Consider the following 20703-nt stretch of genomic DNA (forward strand, 5'->3'; position numbering starts at 1 on the left):
ACTGGCGGTGGCGCCGCGTGAGCCACGTGTATCGCCGGGGCAACACAGGTGACCCCGTGCGGAAACCGGTCCCGTCGAGTCTCGGACCATGACCGCGACCCGAGGAGCCCGCCTGTGACATCCCCGCGTCTTGTCCTGGTCGGCCACGGCATGGTCGGCCACCGCTTCCTGGAGGCCCTGGGCGAACGGCCGCACGACTGGCAGGTGACCGTACTCGCCGAAGAACCCCGCCCCGCCTACGACCGGGTCCACCTGACCTCGTGGTTCTCCGGGGTGTCCGCGGCGGAACTGTCGCTGTGCCCGCCCGGTTTCGCCGACGACCACGGCATCGATCTGCGCCTGGGCGATCCCGCGGTGTCGATCGACCGCGCCGCCCGCACCGTCACCACGCGCGGCGGCGCGGTCCTGGGCTACGACGCCCTGGTGCTGGCCACCGGCTCGTACCCGTTCGTGCCACCCGTCCCCGGCGCCGACGCCACGGGCTGCCATGTCTACCGCACCATTGAGGACCTGGAGGCCATCAAGGCCGGCGCCGCCCGCGCGCGGGTCGGCGCGGTGGTCGGCGGCGGGCTGCTCGGCCTGGAGGCGGCCGGGGCGCTGCGCGCGATGGGCCTGGACACCCATGTGGTCGAGTTCGCGCCGCGGCTGATGGCCCTGCAGGTGGACGACGGCGGCGGCAGAGTGCTGCGCCGCGCGATCGAGGACCTGGGCGTGGTGGTGCACACCGGCGCCGGCACGTCGGGCATCGAGACCGGCGACGACGGCGCGGTACGGTCCATGGTGCTCTCCGACGGCACCACCCTGGACGTGGACCTGGTGGTGTTCTCCGCCGGGGTCCGCCCCCGCGACCGGCTCGCCCGCGACTGCGGGCTGCCCGTCGGCGAGCGCGGCGGGATCGTCGTGGACGAGCGGTGCCGCACCGCCGACCCACGGATCCGGGCGATCGGCGAATGCGCGCTGGCCGCCGACGGCCGGGTCTACGGACTGGTCGCCCCCGGCTACGCCATGGCCGAGGCGGCGGCCAGGGAACTGACCGGCGCCGAGGGCTCCTTCACCGGCGCGGACACCTCCACCAAGCTCAAGCTGCTGGGCGTGGACGTGGCCAGCTTCGGCGACGCGCTCGGCGCCACCCCCGGCGCGCTGGACGTGCTCTACAGCGACAGCCGGGCCGGGGTCTACAAGAAGCTGGTGATCCACCCGGACGGCCGGCTGCTCGGCGGGGTCCTCGTCGGCGACGCCGAGGCCTTCGCCACCCTGCGCCCGCTGGCCATCGGCGGCGCGCCACTGCCGGTAGCCGCCGAACAGCTCATCCTGCCCGCTGCCGAAGGCGGCCCGGCCGGCCCGCTGGTGCTGCCCGACGACGCGGTGGTGTGCTCCTGCCACAACGTCAGCAAGGGCCAGATCAGGGCGGCGGTCGCCGAGCAGGGCTGCGGAGGTCTGGCCGAGGTCAAGAAGTGCACCAAGGCCGGTACCGGCTGCGGTAGCTGCCTGAAGCTGGCGGGCGGCATCGTCAGCGAGGCGCTGGCCGCGGCCGGGGTGCAGGTCGCCCGCGGACTGTGCGAGCACTTCGCACACACCCGCGCCGAACTCTACGAGATAGTCCGCGTCAAGCGCATCACCGGCTTCTCCCCGCTGCTCGCCGAGCACGGCACCGGGGCCGGCCTCGGCTGCGAGATCTGCAAGCCGGCCGTCGCCTCCATCCTCGCCAGCCTGGGCAACGGCCACATCCTGGACGGCGAGCAGGGCGCCCTGCAGGACACCAACGACCACCACCTGGCCAATCTCCAGCGCAACGGCTCCTACTCGGTGGTCCCCCGGGTCCCCGGCGGTGAGATCACCCCCCAGGGCCTGATCACCATCGGCGAGATCGCCCGCGACTTCGGCCTCTACACCAAGATCACCGGTGGGCAGCGCATCGACCTGTTCGGCGCTCGTGTCGACCAACTGCCCGCCGTCTGGGCGCGCCTGGTCGCCGCCGGATTCGAGTCGGGACACGCCTACGGAAAGGCCCTGCGCACCGTCAAGTCCTGTGTGGGGCAGACCTGGTGCCGCTTCGGCGTCCAGGATTCGGTGGGCCTGGCGATCGAGCTGGAACTGCGCTACCGGGGTCTGCGCGCCCCGCACAAGCTCAAGTCGGCGGTGTCCGGCTGCGCCCGCGAGTGCGCCGAGGCGCAGAGCAAGGACTTCGGGGTGATCGCCACCGCCGAGGGCTGGAACCTCTACGTCGGCGGCAATGGCGGGATGACGCCCCGTCACGCGGACCTGCTCGCGGTGGACCTGGACCGGCCGGCGCTGATCCGCGCCATCGACCGCTTCCTGATGTTCTACATCCGCACCGCGGACCGGCTGGAGCGCACCGCGCCCTGGCTGGACCGGCTCGAAGGCGGCCTGGACCACCTGCGCGAGGTGGTCCTGGAGGACTCGCTGGGCATCGCCGGCGAACTGGACCGGATGATGGCCCGCCATGTCGAGGCCTACCAGGACGAATGGGCGGCCGTCCTGGCCGATCCGCAGCGCCTGCGACGCTTCGTCTCCTTCGTCAACGCCCCCGGCACGCCCGATCCCACCGTCCGCTTCGTCGCCGAACGCGACCAGATCCGCCCGGCCGGCCCCGACGAGGCAGGCCACGTCCTGATCGGCGGCTCCCGCCTGGAGGTGCGGACCCGATGACCGATCTGCTGACCGATCTGCTGACCGATCCGCCGACCGGCCGGGTGCCCCATGCGCCCGCCGAGAGCTCGGTGCCCGGGGCGTCCGGCCGCGCCGTGGTGGAGATCCACGACGGGGACGAGTGGATCCCCGTCTGCGAGTTGGACGACCTCCTGCCGGGGCGGGGCGTGGCCGTCCTGCTCGGCGCCGCCCAGGTGGCGCTCTTCCGCGACCCGGCGGACCGCCTGTACGCACTCGACAACCGGGACCCGTTCACCGGCGCCCATGTGCTCTCCCGTGGCCTGCTGGGCAGCCGCGGTCCGACCGGGGTACTGATCTCGCCCATGCTCAAACAGGCCTTCGCGCTGGACAGCGGCCGCTGCCTGGACGACGACACCGCGCCCGACGGGACCAGCACCACCCTGCGCCGCTGGCCGGTCCGCCGGCGGCCCGGCACCGTGCACGCCGGCACCTCGCACACCGAGAGCCCGCACCCCGAGACCCCGCACCCCGGCACCTCACAAGGCGGCGAAGGCGGCGTGCACAAGCCGTAGCGCACCGGTTCCGACACCGACAGCGCGCGGAAACCGCCGCTGGCCAGCATGGCGGCAGAAGGCCGACCCTCCACACGACAGGCTGGTCCATCATGAGCGCGACCGTACGCATACCCGAGGAAGCCGCCGCCCCGACCCGGTCCCGCGCCATCGGCGAATGGCGCCCCGAGGACCCCGAGTTCTGGCAGCGGACCGGAGCCAGGACCGCCCGGCGCAATCTGGTCTTCTCCATCCTGTCCGAGCACATCGGCTTCTCGGTATGGAGCCTGTGGTCGGTGCTGGTGCTCTTCCTCGGACCCGGCTACCACATCGACACCGCGGGCAAGTTCGTGCTCACCGCGGTCCCCACCGCCTGCGGGGCGCTGCTGCGACTGCCGTACACCTTCGCCGTGGCCCGCTTCGGCGGCCGCAACTGGACGGTCTTCAGCGCGCTTGTCCTGCTGGTCCCGACCGTGTTCGCCGGTGTGGTGCTGCACCCCGGTGTCCACTACTCGACGCTGCTGGTCGCGGCGTCGGTGGCCGGCGTCGGCGGCGGCAATTTCGCCTCCTCGATGGCCAACATCAACGCCTTCTACCCGCAGCGCCTCAAAGGCTGGGCCCTCGGCCTCAACGCGGGCGGCGGCAATCTGGGCGTGCCCGCCGTCCAGCTCCTCGCGCTGCTGGTCCTGGCCACCGCGGGGGCCGGCCACCCCCGGCTGCTGGTCCTGGTCTACATCCCGCTGATCGCGCTGGCGGCGCTGGGCGCGGCCCTGCGGATGGACAACCTCACCGTGCTCCGCAACGAGCGCCGGGCCATGCGCGACGCGGTCGCGGACCATCACACCTGGGTGATGTCCGCCCTCTACATCGGCACCTTCGGCTCGTTCATCGGCTTCGGCTTCGCCTTCGGACAGGTCCTGCAGGTGCAGTTCCACCAGCAGTTCGACACCCCGGTCAAGGCCGCGTACCTCACCTTCCTGGGACCACTGCTCGGCTCGCTGTCCCGGCCGCTCGGCGGCCTGCTGGCCGACCGCCTCAGCGGCGCCCGGGTGACCGCGTGGACATTCGCCGCCATGGCGGCGGCCGCCTCCCTGGTCCTGCTCGCCTCGCGGCAGCACTCACTGCCGCTCTTCCTCAGCGGCTTCATCACCCTTTTCCTCCTCAGCGGCCTCGGCAACGGCTCCACCTACAAGATGATCCCGGCGATCTTCGGCGACCAGGCCCGGGCGGCGATCGATTCGGGCGCCGACCCCCGCCGGGCGCAGCAAGCCGCCCGGCGCGGCTCGTCCGCGCTCATCGGCATCGCCGGCGCGGTCGGCGCCTTCGGCGGAGTCCTCGTCAACATCGCCTTCCGCCAGTCCTTCCTGGGCGCCCACAACGGCGACGCCGCCTATCTGGCCTTCCTCGCCTACTACGTGCTCTGCCTCGGCCTGACGTGGGCGTTCTACCGCGACCGGACCTGACCGGCCGGACCGCCGCGGGAGCGGACCCCCCCCTTGCGCACGGAGGCCGGCATCCGCTGATGAGCTGACGCGGAACTCTCCTGCTGCCGCTGCAGGTGCGAGGGTGCTCCGGCCAAGGTGACGTCCGCACCGACGGGCGGCACGGACCCGGGTGCCCCGCAGGCTCGGGCAGAATCCGATACGGACGACCGAGATCGCCCACCCGCTCGCCGCCAGGATCGCAGTCATGCCGTTGATCCACCTTGCGCCCTTGCGCGCGCGCAATCACCACTCACGCTCATGCATCCGGTGTGAACGCTCTTCCGTCCTGGCCGCCCGGTGTCCCAGCCCCTATACCTTGAAGTGGGCGCGCACGTCGCGACTGATCTCCGGCACGCAGCTACGCACGAGGCTTGCGTCGTTCTCGTGGCGCTGTTCGCTTTGATCACCTGGCGTCCGATCCGGACCAGGTTTCGGCGGGGCTGGGACGGCAGCTCGATGGCATGGGGATCCCCGTGCGGGAAGGGGCAGCGGGGCACCCTTGGTAGGGTGCGCCGATGTCAACGATCAAGCGGTTCCAAGTGACCTTCGACTGCGCGGAACCCGCGCGCCTCGCCGCTTTCTGGTGTGAGGTGCTGGGGTACGTCGTACCGGCGGTCCCGGAGGGCTTTGCCACGTGGGAGGAGTACCACCGCTCGCTGCCGCCCGCGGACCAGGTGATCTACTTCGCGTGCGCTGATCCCTCGGGAGTGGGTCCGCGCCTGCTCTTCCAGCGAGTTCCCGAAGGCAAGGTCGTCAAAAACCGGGTGCATCTCGATGTGCGGGCCGGTGTCGGGCTCGTGGGCGAGGAGCGCCTTGACACACTTGAGGCCGAGTGCGCGCGACTGGTCGCGCTCGGCGCGGTGCATGTGCGAACGATGCGTGCAGACGGCGAGAACGAGTCCTGCATTGTGATGCAGGACCTTGAGGGCAACGAGTTCTGCCTCGACTGAGCCTCCGCCGAGACTACGAGGCGGGGAGCCGTCTCCGGTGGGCATCGTAGATCCCGCGCGCGGCGCGGTCATCCCGTGAGAGCGAGGTTGTGCAGGCGGGCGGCGCCGAGCATCGCGTGGCGCACGCCGTCGCCTCTCAGACGGCAGTCGCGCAGGGTCTTCCAGGTTTTCATACGGGCGAAGGCCCGACTGCTTCAGGTCGGTTGCCTACCGAACCCGGGGCGCTTCAAGCCGGCCGCCCTCCGGAAACGGGACGTCGCCGTGGACAGGCAAGTCCGTCGGGGGTCTCGCTACTTCCGCACCTGTCCCGCGATGTAGTCGCCCATGGACAGTTCGAGCTCTCCACGCTGCTGGAGACCGTCGGCCGCCCACTGCCCCACACGCTGCTGGGTCTGCGCGAACTGGGTGGTGGCGAGGAAACGCGTCTGGCCCTCGCCGAGGTCGTGCGGGTCCGCGAGCCCCGCCTGTTCGTTGATGGTGCGCTTGGCCAGGGCGAGCACCGGCCGGTCGAAGCTCGCGACACGGCGCGCGAAGGTGTCGACGGTGGCCTCGAACTCGGCATCCGGGATCGAGCGGTTGACCAGGCCGTACAGCTCGGCCCGGTCGGCTCGGATCTCCTCGGCGCCCAGTACGACCTCCAGAGCGCGGCTCCGCCCGACCAGCCGCGGCAGGCGTTCCATCGCGCCGCCGCCGGGAACGAGACCCAGGGCAAGCTCCAACTGCTGCAGGACTGCTTTTTCCCGGCTGGCGAAACGGATGTCCAGGGACATCGCGAATTCGCATCCGACACCCCGGGCCCGGCCGCGGATGGCCGCAATGGTAAGGACCGGCAACTCCGCGATACGCGTGGTGAGATCCGGCCACGGGTACAGGCCGTTCGGTCGCTTGTCCGTGATCGCAGACGTGTCGCCGAGCAGGTCGAAGTGGGCGATGAAAAACTCGGGATCGGCACTGTCGAAGACGACGACCTTGATGTCGTCGCGGTTTTCGAGCATATCGATGAATGCTTCCAGCGCATCGAACATGCCCATATTGAAAACATTGATCGGCGGGTTGGCGATAGTTGCCCTGAGGTACCCGGGCGCGGGCTCACTCACGGTGAAGTACCCATTGCGGTCAGCCATAAAATAACCATAAATGTGTTATACCGGACTGGCAACTGGGCCATGCGCGCACCGAGGACACTCGCGCCTCACCTCGGAGAGGCGCAGGACAACGGCGGCCCGGCCCGGGAACGGCGGCGAGCCGAAAGACGCAGCCGGAGACCGGGCCAGGGTGGCGGCCGGCCCACCAAGGGACACCGGCAGTCACCACCGGATGTGGGACAGAGCCGTTCGGACATGGGAGGAGCTGGCCGCCGTCTGCATGAGCGCGCCGGACCAGCGTCCACGACGCGCGACCCCGCGTGGTTCGCCGCCCCGGCTTGGGCGTCCGTCCGAAGCCGGTGCTCGCGGCCGAGTTGGGTCCGGTGTGCGGCTGCGCGGCGCTGTCCCCCTACGGAATCCTCATCACTTGTGTTCCCTCAGGTCAGGGATGCCGATGTCCCACACATGTGTCATCGGGTCCGGGAGCAGCGCGGATTGCCGGCAGGGGGCGGAGCCTGGTGGCACCTGGATGGCGAGGCTCCTCCGTGAGGCTGGCCATCGCCGAACCGCTGAAGGGACCACAATGTTGAGGATGCGTTCTCGTGTGGCGCTGGTCTCGGGCTCCACGATGCTCGGTGCGAGTCTTGTTCTCGGGGGCGTGGTCACTGCGACTCCCGCGTCGGCAGCCAACTGCCTGAACTACTCAGGCAAGGAACCGACCATCGGCTACGGCAACGCCGGGCCTGCGGTCAAGCGCGCGCAGTGCGAGCTGAATTCGGGCCTGGCATACAGGGGCATCTACATCACCGTGGACGGCATCTTCGGTAACGACACTCTGAACGCCACCGCAGCGTTCCAGGCCTGCGCGGGCACCACGGCTGACGGCATCATCGGGCCGCAGACGTGGAGCTGGCTTGACGCGTACTACGTCGCGGGGCATGGCGCAGCCTGCTGAACCCGCGCAAGAGGGTCGGTGCCGGGCCTCGGGGAAACATCCGATCCTGTCCGCGTGACGTCGCCGCGGAGCACTGTGAAGCGCATGGCTGCGGAACGGCCCTGCCGCGCCGGGTGGCCTCCGCTGGTGCGTCGGCCGGTAGTTGGGCGTCCGTCGCCTGTCAGCGGCTCGGGCGACCATGGAGAGCCTCCACAGCGCGGGGTGCTGCTGGCGGCGGCGGCGGTCGAGGTGATCGCGCGGGCGAGGGCGGAGATCGTGCGGATTCGGGCGGCGGACAAGCGCGGCCAGGCGCAGGGGAGATGGACCGGAACCCGTTGCGGACGCGGAGTTGCCAGCCATCCGGGGCGCAATCAGGATGGGGCGACCCATCCACCTGCCGACCGCCCCGGTCGACGGCCAGCACGGAGGCGCCACGTGGCCAGGACCGCGAAGCCAGTTCCCCGAGGCTCCACGCCCGCACCCGGCCGCTCCAAACCCGTGAAGCTTACGAAGGCCGGCGGGTCCGCGAAGGCCGCACCGCGCCGTCGAGGCGGTGCGGCGCGCCCGCCGAGTCTGCGTCGCCTGGCGGGCAAGGCCGTGGTGATGGCCGTGCTGACGCTCCTGGGGCTGTGGCTGGTCGGCCTGGGGGCCCAGAAGTTGGCATACGCGGCGGGCTGGGCCGGAACCGCCGGAACGATCCGCGTCACCTCATGTCACGACGAAGGCGGTTCCGACTCTCCGTCATGGGTGTGCTCAGGCACCTACCGCTCCGGGGACGGGAGCGCCGTCGACCAGCATGCCCGGGTGAAGCCGTCCAGGAACGAGCAGGGGCACACGATCGACGTCCGCCACATGTCCGGCCACGACTACTCCGCCACCGATATTTTTGCGCTGGTGACGCCTCTGGTCCTGATCGTCTTCGGCGTCCTGGTGCTGACGGGCATTGTGTGGGGCGGCCCGGCCGCACTGCGGCGATGGGCGGCCGATGTGCGGGCGGCGCGCGACCGCGCACGTCGGGCGGCGCTTCGCCGCGAGGCCGGCGACCGCGCTTAGCTGTGGGCCGGCCCGGTGTGGCCGGCGAACTGCACCGGCGTTTCCACTGTCCCGGCGTTTCCACTGTCCAGGCCGGGGTGGCTCCGGGCCGCTCGGCGGACTCCTGGTCGTAGGGCTGTCCGTCGACCGGCCCGCACAGGGTGGCCGGGGCGCGGAAGCCGACTGCGGCGGGCAGTTCAGCCCAGATCGGGCAGTCCATGACGGTAGTGAAACAGTCGGGCTGAAAGCTCTGCGTCCGGCCCGGTCCGCCTGGGAGCTACGGGTGCCGGTCGATCGGGCACCAGCTGGCCCTTGCGCGCGGCGCGCGCGACCGGTCCCGGCCGTTGCCGGACCGCCGGCGGGCGGCCGTGGCTGCACTCACAGACCCGCCCGGGCAGCACGACCGCCGGAGCCGGTTGTCCGTGGGAAAATCAGAGCCTTCGCGGCGAGGGGGATGGTGGCTGTGGGCCGTTGGTGGTGGGTGGACACCCTGGGATCGGGTACGCCGCCCCGCGTGGTCGGGCGGCGGCGGGCCCGCCGGTTGCGGCCGATGCCGAAGGAGCAGCAGGAGCTGGTGTTACGGGAGTGGGCGGTGCTGCGGGAACGTCTGCGGCGCCATGCCTCGGCCCGGCTGGCCGACGCGGGCGACGCGCTCCGGGCCGGTGAACTCGACCTTCCCCAGGGCAACCCGGGGGCACGGGACTACTCCTGGGCGCTGGAGGCGTACCAGGCCGCCGGCAAGCTGCTGGACGAGGCGGTGGACCTGCCGGACCTGGCCGCGGTGGTGGTGCTCGCGGAGCGTGCGGTGGAGCGCCTCGCGGTGGCCCGGGCGCGCGGCGCGGGCCACCGGCCCGGGGCCGTACCGGAACGGTGCTTCTACAACCCGCTGCATCCGGCTGCCCGCCGCCCGCCCGAGCCCGGCGGCAGGCGCGCCCGTGGGCGGGTGTCCGCCCGCCGGGCCGCGGCCGACCGCCGCCCGGCCTGCGCATCGTGCTACCGGGCCCTGCTCGCCGGCCAGCAGCCCGACGTGCTACCGGCGTTGATCCGGGTGCGGGTTTCCTTCCGGCGGACCGTTCCCGTGCTGGTGCCGTACTACATGGTGCCGCAGCAGTTCTCGCCCTGGTCGGCAACGGCGTGCGGGGCGTACGACGACGACGCTCCCGGGCTCGTCATGAGCGGCGAGCACCGTACCCGCTCGGTGATGCGGCACTGACCGGAAGTACGCGGTTCACCGACCAGTCGGGCCTCGGAGGTCCTTCACCAACGCGACGAAGGGCAGGTGCGTCAAGCAACTGAACAACCAGCTCACCTCTGTGGAGTCCACCCGCGACGTCAGCGCCGACCACCTCGACGCCCACCCAACCTGGCCGGCCGCGGTCGCGGCCGGCCCGGGCCCAGTTCGTGACTGAGGGGGCGTTGTCCTGCCGTCGCTGCTGTCGCTTCGACACCTGCGACGACGAGAGGGCTGTGACCGAACCGTTCCTGCCGGTCCCGGCCCGCGGCATCATCTGCTGGAGGTGGCTCGTGTCCGTGCACGAGCCTCGCGCAGGTGGTTGTGGAGAGCCTTCCGCGCAGCCGGATCCGTGACACGTGTGAAGACATAGAAGGGCCACTTCCTCCGCCCGGTGAGAATCCGAGTCTCTCCGGTCCTCCACACGCCCACGCCGCCCTCCCACGCCGATCACATGATGCAGCATCAGACAGCTCGCGTGCGACGGTCTCCACGTCAATGCCCAGGCCGGCGCCGTGCCTCACGACCTGGTTCTTGAAGCCCTGGTCGACCAGGGCCTTGCGGACGCTTCCGCCGGCGTGCCCGGCGACCTGGTCCAGCAGGAAGGATGCCCGCGCCGTTGTCGTGGGTGTTCGCGGCGAGGACGACGACCACTGCTCGTCCGGTCAGTCGCTCGGGTACGGCTCGCGTTCACTCACCGAGACACATCACCAGATCAACAACCGCGGACCGGCAGATTCCACTCCACCGCCACACCATCACGCGACAGCAAACCGCCCAAAGCGGCCTCAGCATGCAAAGGGTGAGCCAATCGGCTCCTCGACAGCCGAAGACGCGACGGACTCGGAGGCATCCTCCAGGAGTACCGACATGACGCACGGCGTTGAGCGGGCCCCTGTCCCTCCTCGCACTCTCCGCCCGACGCGGTACCACCGTGACCGGCCACCGCCAAGCCTCGCGCACCCCCGTGGATGCGGCGCCCGGACCGACCCCGCCGGGCGTCTGACGTGCGGTCCGCACCGGATGCGGACCCGTCCGCCGCCTGCTCGCGCTCATGACCCGCGAGCGCGGGAACTCCACCGCCCGGTTCCGCGATCGCCGTCCCTGCGTGCCTGCCCCGCCGTACAACCCCGCGTCCGACAGGAAGGTCTAACGGTCTATCACCGGTGCGGGAGGAAGAGGCGGCGTCATGGCAGCCCTGACCAACAGGTACGGCAACGGACGCGCGGGGCTCGGCGCGAGGAGGCGGCGGGCCGCGGCGGCGACGGCGGCGCTGGCTGTCGTCGCGCTGGTGGCTCCCTGGGGTGTGACGGGCGCGGCGGCGCAGGCCGGGGCGGAAGCGGCCAAGGGGGGTCTGGTGGTCCACACGCTCGATCGCCACGGCAGGCCGAGGCCGACCCAGGTCGGCGTGATGACGCTGGGGTCGCCCGACGGCTGGTCCACGGCTGTGTGGAGCGACGGGACGTACTCGCTGCCTGCCGGGCACTACGCGATCGTGTCCACGATCATGGATGACGATGACCCGACGTCGGTCACGCTGGACGCCCGGCCGGTGGACCTCACCGCGGACACCACGACCGACGTGACCGTGGACGCGCGGCAGGGCCGGGCCCTGCGGATCGGCTGGGACAGCGGCGGCCCGGGCACGGAGTACCAGCAGTTCATGAGCGCGCGGTTGTGCGTGCGGGGAGGGGGCAGCGGCAGCAGCGGCCTGGGACCGGTCGAGTCGTCGGCCGAGCTGTTCGTCATCCCCCAGGGTGACCCGCGGATCTCGCTGGGATACGGCGCGCAATGGGAGTCCGCGACCTCAGGGAACGCCTACGCGGCTGCCGGGACCGTCCGGCCGACCGGCGACCCGGTCACCGTGCCCCTGGCCTCGACCGGCACGGTGCGGACCTCCATCCGGGTCGGACCGCTGTACGACACCGACGGCGAGGACGCACAGGACCTCGTCCCAACGGTGACGAGCCAGGGCTGTCAGCACGACCTGTACCTGGGATCGGACGTCCCGTCGGCAGCCGCGCCCTCCGAGCGCACGTTCCGCCTGACCCCGGGCGATTGGAGTTTCCGCCGCTACTCCTGGTACGGCAACGCGACCGTCACCGCCGGCAGCCTGGCCCGCGTGGACCTCGGCAGGGCGGTGTGGGGCCCGGCCCGCTACCTGCCCTGGGTCCACGACGGTGAACTGGGCTTCTACACCACAGGAATGGTCGCCGATCCCCTGCTCAGCGGCGTCGAGAGCACCATCGTCGCCGACGCGACGCTCTACCGCGACGGCACGAAGATCGTCACCCGGACCGGGCTGGGCGACTCCCCCTCCACGCCGGGCCCCAAAACGTTCTGGGCCCCCCTGACCGCACCCGGCGCCTACACGCTGAAGGTGCACGGCCACCGCTTCGTCAGCAATGCCTCCCCGCCCGCGGGCATGCTGTCGACCGCCACCGACGTCGCCTTCTCCTTCCACGCGGGCCCCAGCTCCGACGCGGTGCCGCCCACCTTCCTGACCCGCTTCCTGCCCACCGGCCTGGACGTGTACAACCGCCTATCCGCCGGGCACCCCGCCACGATCGCGCTGACCCTGGACCGCACGAGCACCCAGGCGGGCGTCCCCATGTGGCCTGCCACCGCGAAGGCCGTGGACGTCTTCGCCTCCACCGACGGCGGCCGCGGCTGGCACGCGCTGGCCGTCACCCACAGCGCGGCCGGCTGGCAGGCCGCGCTGCCCGCCCAGCGCGCCGGCGCCGAACTCTCGCTGAGCGCCCGGGTCACCGACTCCGGCGACGACCGAACCGTGACCACCGTCTACCGCGCCTTCACCACACACTGAGCCTTTTCCGACCTCGGTTTGAGCAGGTGAGGTGGAGGGTTCCGCCGGCCACGACCATGCCTGTCTGCCGGCCGGACAGGGCACCGGAGACGAGCTGACGTTGTCGCCCGCATGGCGCTTTACGTACTCCATTGCCGCAACGCCGCGCCGATCGGCGCCTTCGGGGTCGCCGGCGTCCAAGGGCGTGTCCGCAAAGTGGGTGTGGGCGTTGTTGGTGTGTGGTGCGTCGTCATGAGTTGACTGATCAGGCGTGGGAGCGGATCGAGCCGTTGCTGCCGGTGTCGCTGATAGGGCGTCCGGTGCGGGACCGGCGGGAGATCATCAACGCGATCTTGTGGAAGCTGTCCACGGGTGCGGCCTGGCGGGATCTGCCTGAACGGTACGGGCCGTGGAAGACCGCCTACGAACGGTTCCGCCGCTGGTCGGCGGACAGGACCTGGGACCGCTTGCCGGCCCGGGTGCAGCAGCGTTCGGACGCGGTCGGTGCCGTGGACTGGTCGGTGGCCTGTGTGGACTCCACCATCGTGCGGGCGCACCAGCACGCCGCGGGCGCCCGTAAAAAGGGGGTGCCCCACACGCCGGCCAGGCACTCGGCCGCTCCCGGGGCGGGCTGAGACCAAGATCCACCTGGTCGTCGACGGCCGCGGGGTGCCACTGGCGTTCACCGTCACCGGCGGCAACGTCAACGACTGCACCCAGCTCACGCAGGTCATGAACGCCGTCCGCATCCCGCGGCCGGGGCCGGGCCGGCCCCGCACCCGGCCCGACCGGTTCCTGGCCGACAAGGGCTACTCCTCCCGCAGCATCCGGGCCTACCCGCGCTCACGCGGCATCGCCCGCACCATCCCCGAACGCACCGACCAGATCGCCGGCCGCAAACGCCGCGGCGAGAAGCCCTGCACCTTCTCCCGGCACCTCTACCGCCGCCGCAACGTCGTCGAACGCTGCTTCAACCGCCTCAAGCAGAGCAAAGCCCTGGCCACCCGCTACGAACAAACTCGCCACCCACTACACAGCCATAGTCACCATCGCCTGAACCGGCCGGCTGATCGATAGCTACCGCCGCCACTTGGCGGAGGCTCGCCACAGCGCCGACCCCGTCCACTTCGTTCGACTCTTGGGCATCCTCCCGATCGATGCGAAGCACCTCCGCACAGCGCAGCACCCCGACAAGAGGCCGCCCTGCTTCAACGCGTCTGCTCCGCCGGCAGTCCGGCCCTCCAGCGCAGCCGCGCCACGGCAACTGGCATGCGGAGAGTAGCCGCACTTCCAGGAAACGTTTCCTCCTCACACTCAGCTCTGCAACGTCGCGGGATGGAAGATGCGCGACACCAGCTCTCATTGAGACGCGGAGGCGCCGCCTTAGGGAGGTGACGCGCCCTTGCTCCGGCAGCACCTCACTGTCGGGTGCCCAATCGTTTTGGCCCCAGGTATTGCCAGCGAATCTGCACCCGTCCGGCGGACCTGTCAATCCCCTCGGACATCCTTGTTGCGGGCGCGAGACGGGCGGCTTCGAACGCCGAGTCGGAACTGTTGACACGTCCCCCGGACGGCCCGATGCTGTCGGGCAGCCGCCGAGGATACGTTTCCTCAACGTCCCGGCAATCCCCCCGTCACCGCTTCGCGACCGGAAGGTGTCGCCACTCCGTAGCTGTCGTATGTCTTCCGCAACCGGAGGAATTGTGAACGTTCGACGCCCATCAGCCCTGTTCAGCCGCGTGATCGTGGCGCTCGCGCTGCTGATCGCGGCCGCCCAGGCGGCTCTGACCCCGCAGCACGCGCAGGCCGACCAAGCGCCCGTATACCGGGCGGCCTACCACTTCACCGTGCCCGACAACTGGATGAACGACCCGCAACGGCCGATCTTCATCGACGGCAAGTACCAGTACTACTACCTGTACAACGCCGACTACACGCACAGCGTGGGGACCGCGTGGCGCAGGAGCACCACCACGGACAACCTGGCGTTCCAGGACCAAGGCGTCGCGATCCCGAAGAACACCCAACCCAACGGCGACGTATGGTCAGGGTCCGCGGTCGTCGACGGCTCGAACACAGCCGGCTTCGGAGCGAATGCCGTTGTCTCCATCATGACCCAGCGTGACAGCAGCAGCGGAGCGCAGGCACAGTTCCTCTGGTACTCCACCGACGGGGGAAAGACGTTCTCGCACTACAGCGACACCCCCGTGCTCCCCAACCCAGGAAAAGCCGACTTCCGCGACCCGAAGATCGTCCGGGACGCCGCCCACAACCGCTGGGTGATGGCTCTCGCCGAGGGCAACAGCATCGGGTTCTATACCTCGTCCGACTTGAAGCACTGGCAGTTCCAGAGCAACTTCGGCACCAGCGGAATCGGTACCATCGAGTGCCCGGACCTGTTCTCCATCCAAGCCGACGACGGCACCACGAAGTGGGTCCTCGGCGCGGGGGCCAACGGCAAGGCGTCCGGGCTGCCCAACACCTACGCCTACTGGACCGGAACCTTCAGCGGGACAGGGTTCCAGGCGGACCAGGCCGCCCCGCAGTGGCTTGACTACGGCTGGGACTGGTACGGCGCGGTCACCTGGGACAAGATGGTCGGCGGCTCGCCCGACCCGGCCGTCCGGTACGCGATGGGCTGGATGAACAACTGGGACTATCCCGACACCACTCCGACCTGGTCCAACGACGGCTTCAACGGCACGGACTCGATCGTGAGAGAGATCCGTCTCAAGAAGCAAGACGGAGCCCTCTACAGCCTGGTCTCCCAGCCCAACAGCGCCCTGGACAGCATTGTCAACCGCACCGTCGACCTGGGCACGATCCCGGTCAACGGGCAGGTGCCGCTGTCGTACAGCGGCAGCACCTACGAGCTGAGCGCGGACGTGAGCTGGGACACCGCGACCAACATCGGACTCCAGTTGCGCAAGTCGGCCGACGGCACCCACCACGCCGATGTCGGCGTTTCCGGTGGCAACGTGTACGTCAACCGCTCTCAGACCGGCAACCCGGATGGGTCCGGCCGATATGTGGAGAGTCGGTCGCCGCTCAGCAAGAAGAACGTCCATCTGCGTATCCTGGTCGATCGCACCACTCTGGAGGTCTTCGTTGACGACGGTAAGTACGTCCACTCCAGCGAGATTTTTCCAGCCCCCGAGGACAAGGGGATCTCGCTGTACAGTGTCGGCGGACCGGCGCAGTTCTCCAATGTGGTGATCCGTGAATTCAAGGATATCTACAGCACGACGAAGGCCGATGACGGAAACAATCCCGGGAGTAATCTGACTGGTCCGTGGCGCGCGGCGGGTGGGTCATGGACGTCTCTCCCGGACGGGAAGACGGGGACTGCGCCGGGCGACGGGTTCTATATCTCGGCGCAGTCGGGTTCGGATTTCTCCTATGCGGCCGATTTGCGGCTCGATACCGCGAATGCCGCGGGGATCACGTTCCGGGCGTCGAATGACCTGGCCAAGCACTACACGGTCAACATCAATGCCGACGGCGGCGGCCAGGTCAAGCTCTGGCGGCCCGGGGCCACCGTGGGCACGTTCAATACCCCGATAGTTCGCGGACGCGACTACCACGTGAAGGTCGTGGCCGTCGGTCCCCGCATCCAGGTCCATCTCGACAACAGTGCCGCACCCGTCATCGATGCCACCGACAGCACCTACACCAGCGGCCTCTTCGGCATCAACGTCTACAACGGCGGCGGCACGATCCGTAACGCGGAGGTCGCGTCCCCCGACTCCGGCCCCGGCCCGAGTTCTGGGTTCAAGACGAACCTGTCGGGCCCATGGACGAGCGTGGCAGGCTCGTGGTCGGACACCACGGCCGGGGAGGCGGGCACGTTCGGCGGCGACGGCTACCTCCTGTCTTCGCAGACCGCGTCGGACTTCACCTACGACGCCGACCTCCGCCCCGACACCGCCGGCGCCGCCGCGGGCCTGACTTTCCGCTCCAACGATTCTGCGAACGGTCATTACACGGTCAACGTGAATACCGCCGGCCAGATCAAGCTGTGGCGTCCCTGGGTGACGCTCGGTGTCTACAACACATCGATCTCTCCCGGAACGGTCTATCATCTGAAGATCGTAGCGGCAGGATCCAGGATCAAGGTGTTCTTCAACAACGCCACCACCCCGGTCATCGACGTGACTGACACCACCTACAGCAGCGGCCGCCTCGGCCTCAACGTCTGGAACGGGTCGATGACCGCCCAGAACGCCACCATCAGCTAATTTCGAGATCGCCCGGTATCTCGCCGGAGCCGCGTGCGAGATACCGGGTGGGGAGAACGACATGGCGTGCTGGGCTTGAATCCCCGTCCAGCCGGGCCAGCAGCATCGTCGCCGCCGTTCTGCCTATTTCTGCTGGATCCTGTGCGACGACGGACAACGGCGGATCGAGCAGATCCGCCATCTCGAAGTCGTCGAACCCTACGTGCGCGACGGAGTGATGCAGCTGCAGCTTCTGCAGCACGCGTCGCGCACCGATCGTCAGCAGGTTCTGGGCGGTGATCAGTGCGGTCGGCGAGTTCCGGCCGGTGAAGATCTCGGTCGTGGCGCTTTCGGCCGCGGCGGCGTCGTGGATATCCCGGCGCGCCCAGGAGGTGCGCACCGCGCACCGGGCCTGGGTCATCGCCGCTACGAAACCATCCCAGCGCTGCTGCGCGGTCCACAGGGATGTTCGGTCTCCCAGGAAGGCGATCTTGCGATGTCCCAGCGAGGTGAGTCGCTGCACCGCCTCCGCGATGCCGCCGGCATTGTCGACGGTCACGGTGTCGACGCCGTCGAGCGCCAACATCCGGTCGACGCACACCACCGGAGTTCCGAACTGCCGCGCCGAGGCCAGCTCCGCGCCGACCTCGCCCGTGGGGAGGACCACCAGGCCGTCTACCCGACGGGTCAGGAGGGAGGTGAGCAGACTGCGTTCCCGAGCCGGATCCTCGTCGCTGCTGCCGGTAAGGAGGAGAAGGCCCCGTTCAGCGACGACATCCTCAACCGCCCGGTGCAGCGAAGAAGAGAACGGGTTGGCGACGTCTTCGAGGACGAGTCCGACGGTGTCCGTGCGGCGGTCGGTGCGGCGCAGATTGCTGGCGGTGGCGTCGTGACGATAGCCGAGCTGCTCGACCGCGTCGCGGACCTGGGCAGTCAGTACTGGATCGACCAGCACGCCGTTGACCACCCGGGAGACTGTGGTAAGGCCCACCCCGGCGAACGTCGCGACGTCGCGCATCGTCACGCGCTTGCGGCTCGGCCGCGCTCCACCTGCGGTCATCGCCGTCTCCTCCCGCGCAGACCTCACCGCCCTGGGCGTGGGTCCCGACCCATGGACAGTGCGCACCTCTTGACACATGCTAGCGGGCTCTTCAGGAAACGTTTCCTCGATCCTCCGCCTTCCTTTCGGAGAGAAGTCATGCGGATCCCTCATCGCGGCCATCCCTGGCTGCGCGTACTGCCCTGGCCTCGGCGACACCGGGATCAGCGGGTTCGCCCTCGCAGGGACGGCCCACGTCACACAACTGACCGCATGGAGGCTGGGCCTCTGAGGGTGTAAGGCGGGTCCGCAGCGCATCGCCGCTCGGATCCGCCGCCCGGCTTCCAACCAACCTGCCAGGTCCGCGGACGAATGGTGGCGGGCACCAGAACGGACGCCTGGGAGACCTCGCCGCTCCGGGACAACGACCAAACGACTAGGGCGGCAAAGCGGCCGTCCTCGGCGTTCACCCCATAGGTGTGGGTCTTGGCTGTCCGGCATCACGGCCGGGCGGCGGACCGACCGAGTCCCGCAAGATCAGCGGACAACGCAGGTATTCATGCACGGCTGCGGCCTCGGGAGCAGCGCCAGCCGCGGCGTCGATCGCCTGCTGGAGGTGCACGATCGCCCGCGCGCCCATCTCGTAGTGCGGAAGTGCCACAGTGGTCAGAGGTGGGAAGAGGTTCTCGCTGATCAGCTCCTGGTTGTCGAACCCGATCACCGAAAGGTCCGCCGGAATGGCGAGCCCGGCTTCCGCCGCCGCGCGGTAGGCACCCATCGCCATACGGTCGTTGAAGCAGAACAGCGCGGTCGGAGGGTCCTCCTGGCCGAGCAGGGTCCGGGCTCCCTGGTAGCCGCCCGCGCCAACCGCGTTGTGGGCGACCACCAAGTCAGGGTCGAAGGCGATCCCCGCTCCTGCCAGCTCCGCCTTGTAGCCCGCCAGCCGGCCCCGCGCAGCGGGGATGTCCTCGATGTGGTTGACGAAGCCGATCCGCCGGTGACCGCGGGCCACCAGCTCACGGGTCGCTGTCCGACCCCCCTGCTCCTCGTCCGGTACGACAGAGGCGATGCCGGGATCGTCACTGCGTGCGTCCAGAAGGACAGTGGGAACCGAACGCAGCAACGTGGGCACCTGTACCACCCGGTGGTACATCGCGGCGTAGAGCACGCCGTCCACGCGGTGCTGGAGCAGCAGCGTGATCTCCTTGTCCTCCAGCTCCTGGTCGCCACCGGTGTTCAGCATCAGCAGCATCAGACCGCGCTTGGCCGCAGCCTCCTGCGCACCCCGGATGATCTGACCCGCATGGGGCGTGGTGGCAATCTCGTCGGAGACGAAGCCCACCGTGTTCGACCGGCTCAGGCGCAGCCCGCGAGCCAGGCCGTTGGGCAGGTACCCCATTCGCTCGGCTGCATCCAGCACCGTCCGCCGGGTCGCGGCGTTGATGCGTTTGCCCTGCACGTCGTTCAGTACATGGGAAACCGTGGTGACCGAAACCCCGGCAGCAGCGGCCACATCCTTGAGCCCAATGCGTTTCATGAGAACCTGCCAGAAGGTTTGGGCTTGTCGGTTGCGATGAGGCTCATGCGCGTTGCCCTGCATGTCAACGGTTCGTCATGGCCTTCGTGTCCCGTGCGGAGGGAACGGAGGCTCCCGACTGGGGCCGCCCCGGGTGCAGACCCATGGCAAGTCCAGGCAGCGGCCCACGCTGGCCAGCGCCAGGCCGGGCCTCAGAGTACGGGTGTCGTCGCCAGGCCACCGAGCTGATGAGCCCACGGCGGGTTGGGCCCGGGAACTGAGCAGGTCAGGGCCGCCACCCGGGTGCCGAGCTCGGCTGCGGCCACGGCGTCGGCGAGCGTCAGATCAGTCAGTCGCCCCCCGAGCAGGCCGCGCGCCCCAAGGTGGTGGAGCAGGCCCGCGGTGAAGGCGTCGCCGGCGGCAACGGTGTCCGCCACTCGCACCGGCACGCCCGGCAGCTCCGCCCGTTCGCCGTCCAGTGACACCAGCGCGCCCCTTTCCCCTCGGGTGACGACCACCAGGCGGGCCCCGGCGGCGTGCCACTCGTCGCAGGCACGCTCCGGGGGCGTTCCTGGGCGCAGCACCTCCAGATCTTCCTCGCTGACCCGCAGGATGTCGGCGGCCTCGCACCAACGGGTCAGCCGTGCCCGGTAGTCGGCCGGCGGCACGAGTTGCGGGCGCACGTTCGGGTCCAGCGACACAGTGGCGCCGGTAGCCGCGCGCACCAGGAAGTCCTCGACCACTGCGGCGCCCGGCGCCCGTATCAGCGTGAGCGAGCCGGCGTGCAAGCAGGCGGTGCCGGCGAGGTCCACCGCGTCCAGTTCTGCGGCTGTCCACTGCCAGTCGGCCGCGCCCTCGGCGTGGAAAGACCAGGTGGCGGAGCCGCGCCCGTCCAGTTCGGCCACTGCCAGGGTGCTGGGCTCGGCCGCCAGGGGGCAGTCGCGCACATCCACCTGCGACTCCGTCAGCCGCGCCCGGAACAGGCGGCCGAAGGTGTCGTCGGACAGCCGGCCGAGGAAGCGGACCGCTGTGCCCAGCCGGCCCAGCGCGACGGCGGTGTTGGCCGGCCCGCCGCCGGGCAGGACGCGCAGCGCCAGTTCGCCCGTCGGGGCGGTGCTGCTCTCGAGGAGGGCGTCGGCGACGCACTCGCCGATCACGGTGATCTGGGGTCCCTGCATCGATGGTTCTCTTTTCGTGAGATGACGGCTGTGCCCGGAAGCCGCGCTG

13 protein-coding genes and 3 pseudogenes are annotated in these 20703 nt (G+C 70.0%); 10 read left to right on the forward strand and 6 right to left on the reverse strand.

The genetic code is table 11. The features are described from left to right. The first annotated feature begins 150 nt into the window (after positions 1-150). The 4 genes from nirB (at position 151) to OG519_RS02525 (ending at position 5616) form a co-directional block, all read left to right on the forward strand. Complete coding sequence (nirB, locus tag OG519_RS02510; RefSeq protein WP_405592414.1) at positions 151-2670, forward strand: nitrite reductase large subunit NirB; 2520 nt, start codon at positions 151-153, stop codon at positions 2668-2670. Next, on the forward strand, positions 2667-3203 hold the full coding sequence (nirD, locus tag OG519_RS02515; RefSeq protein ID WP_405578007.1) for a nitrite reductase small subunit NirD: 537 nt from the start codon (positions 2667-2669) through the stop codon (positions 3201-3203). Before nirB ends, nirD begins: the two co-directional genes overlap by 4 nt. A 92-nt stretch (positions 3204-3295) precedes the next feature. Then, positions 3296-4645 (forward strand): MFS transporter, encoded by a 1350-nt coding sequence (locus tag OG519_RS02520; RefSeq protein ID WP_405578009.1) that lies wholly within the window; start codon positions 3296-3298, stop codon positions 4643-4645. Between the two features lie 536 nt (positions 4646-5181). Beyond that, positions 5182-5616: a VOC family protein gene (locus OG519_RS02525; RefSeq protein ID WP_405578012.1), complete on the forward strand. Its 435-nt coding sequence runs from the start codon at positions 5182-5184 to the stop codon at positions 5614-5616. A 68-nt stretch (positions 5617-5684) separates the two neighbouring features. On the opposite strand, the pseudogene OG519_RS02530 reads toward OG519_RS02525, so the two are convergent. Both OG519_RS02530 and OG519_RS02535 read right to left on the reverse strand, forming a co-directional pair. Next, positions 5685-5798, reverse strand: a pseudogene (locus tag OG519_RS02530) (IS5/IS1182 family transposase); the annotation flags it as partial. Positions 5799-5906: 108 nt separating this feature from the next. Continuing rightward, a complete protein-coding gene (locus tag OG519_RS02535; protein WP_405578015.1) occupies positions 5907-6740 on the reverse strand; it encodes an enoyl-CoA hydratase/isomerase family protein in 834 nt (277 codons plus the stop codon). A gap of 565 nt (positions 6741-7305) precedes the next feature. Here OG519_RS02535 and OG519_RS02540 point away from each other — a divergent pair. From OG519_RS02540 to OG519_RS02550, 3 genes are all read left to right on the forward strand, one after another. Beyond that, complete coding sequence (locus tag OG519_RS02540) at positions 7306-7656, forward strand: peptidoglycan-binding protein (protein WP_405578017.1); 351 nt, start codon at positions 7306-7308, stop codon at positions 7654-7656. Positions 7657-8238: 582 nt separating this feature from the next. Continuing rightward, complete coding sequence (locus tag OG519_RS02545) at positions 8239-8688, forward strand: hypothetical protein (RefSeq protein WP_405578020.1); 450 nt, start codon at positions 8239-8241, stop codon at positions 8686-8688. A 460-nt stretch (positions 8689-9148) separates the two neighbouring features. Next, on the forward strand, positions 9149-9880 hold the full coding sequence (locus OG519_RS02550; protein WP_405578023.1) for a hypothetical protein: 732 nt from the start codon (positions 9149-9151) through the stop codon (positions 9878-9880). 494 nt (positions 9881-10374) lie between these two features. Here the strand turns inward: OG519_RS02550 and OG519_RS02555 are convergent. Continuing rightward, a pseudogene (locus OG519_RS02555) lies at positions 10375-10549 on the reverse strand (IS5/IS1182 family transposase); the annotation flags it as partial. Between the two features lie 538 nt (positions 10550-11087). Here OG519_RS02555 and OG519_RS02560 point away from each other — a divergent pair. The 3 genes and pseudogenes from OG519_RS02560 (at position 11088) to OG519_RS02570 (ending at position 16942) form a co-directional block, all read left to right on the forward strand. Then, entirely contained in the window at positions 11088-12725 is a 1638-nt protein-coding gene (locus tag OG519_RS02560; protein ID WP_405578025.1) for a hypothetical protein, read from the forward strand. A gap of 221 nt (positions 12726-12946) precedes the next feature. Next, positions 12947-13761 (forward strand): annotated as a pseudogene (locus OG519_RS02565) (IS5 family transposase). Between the two features lie 646 nt (positions 13762-14407). Next, positions 14408-16942, forward strand: a complete 2535-nt coding sequence (locus OG519_RS02570; protein WP_405578028.1) for a GH32 C-terminal domain-containing protein — start codon at positions 14408-14410, stop codon at positions 16940-16942. Here the strand turns inward: OG519_RS02570 and OG519_RS02575 are convergent. From OG519_RS02575 to OG519_RS02585, 3 genes are all read right to left on the reverse strand, one after another. After that, positions 16935-17981, reverse strand: a complete 1047-nt coding sequence (locus OG519_RS02575) for a LacI family DNA-binding transcriptional regulator (RefSeq protein ID WP_405578031.1) — start codon at positions 17979-17981, stop codon at positions 16935-16937. The two genes, OG519_RS02570 and OG519_RS02575, sit on opposite strands and share 8 nt — an antisense overlap. A 445-nt stretch (positions 17982-18426) precedes the next feature. Next, positions 18427-19560, reverse strand: a complete 1134-nt coding sequence (locus tag OG519_RS02580) for a LacI family DNA-binding transcriptional regulator (RefSeq protein ID WP_405578034.1) — start codon at positions 19558-19560, stop codon at positions 18427-18429. A gap of 128 nt (positions 19561-19688) precedes the next feature. Continuing rightward, the gene (locus OG519_RS02585) at positions 19689-20654 is read right to left on the reverse strand and encodes a carbohydrate kinase (protein WP_405578037.1); all 966 of its coding nucleotides are present in this window, start codon (positions 20652-20654) and stop codon (positions 19689-19691) included. Between the last annotated feature and the right edge of the window lie 49 nt (positions 20655-20703).

The sequence above is a fragment of the Streptomyces sp. NBC_01190 genome, assembly GCF_045039895.1.
Taxonomy (GTDB): domain Bacteria; phylum Actinomycetota; class Actinomycetes; order Streptomycetales; family Streptomycetaceae; genus Actinacidiphila.

What these genes read in the sequence shown, in the direction of transcription:
- nirB (WP_405592414.1), top strand. Translation starts at nt 151, where the DNA reads ATGGTCGGCCACCGCTTCCTGGAGGCCCTGGGCGAACGGCCGCACGAC.
- nirD (WP_405578007.1), top strand. Translation starts at nt 2,667, where the DNA reads ATGACCGATCTGCTGACCGATCTGCTGACCGATCCGCCGACCGGCCGG.
- OG519_RS02520 (WP_405578009.1), top strand. Translation starts at nt 3,296, where the DNA reads ATGAGCGCGACCGTACGCATACCCGAGGAAGCCGCCGCCCCGACCCGG.
- OG519_RS02525 (WP_405578012.1), top strand. Translation starts at nt 5,182, where the DNA reads ATGTCAACGATCAAGCGGTTCCAAGTGACCTTCGACTGCGCGGAACCC.
- OG519_RS02535 (WP_405578015.1), bottom strand. Translation starts at nt 6,740, where the DNA reads ATGGCTGACCGCAATGGGTACTTCACCGTGAGTGAGCCCGCGCCCGGG.
- OG519_RS02545 (WP_405578020.1), top strand. Translation starts at nt 8,239, where the DNA reads ATGGCCGTGCTGACGCTCCTGGGGCTGTGGCTGGTCGGCCTGGGGGCC.
- OG519_RS02560 (WP_405578025.1), top strand. Translation starts at nt 11,088, where the DNA reads ATGGCAGCCCTGACCAACAGGTACGGCAACGGACGCGCGGGGCTCGGC.
- OG519_RS02575 (WP_405578031.1), bottom strand. Translation starts at nt 17,981, where the DNA reads ATGACCGCAGGTGGAGCGCGGCCGAGCCGCAAGCGCGTGACGATGCGC.
- OG519_RS02580 (WP_405578034.1), bottom strand. Translation starts at nt 19,560, where the DNA reads ATGCAGGGCAACGCGCATGAGCCTCATCGCAACCGACAAGCCCAAACC.
- OG519_RS02585 (WP_405578037.1), bottom strand. Translation starts at nt 20,654, where the DNA reads ATGCAGGGACCCCAGATCACCGTGATCGGCGAGTGCGTCGCCGACGCC.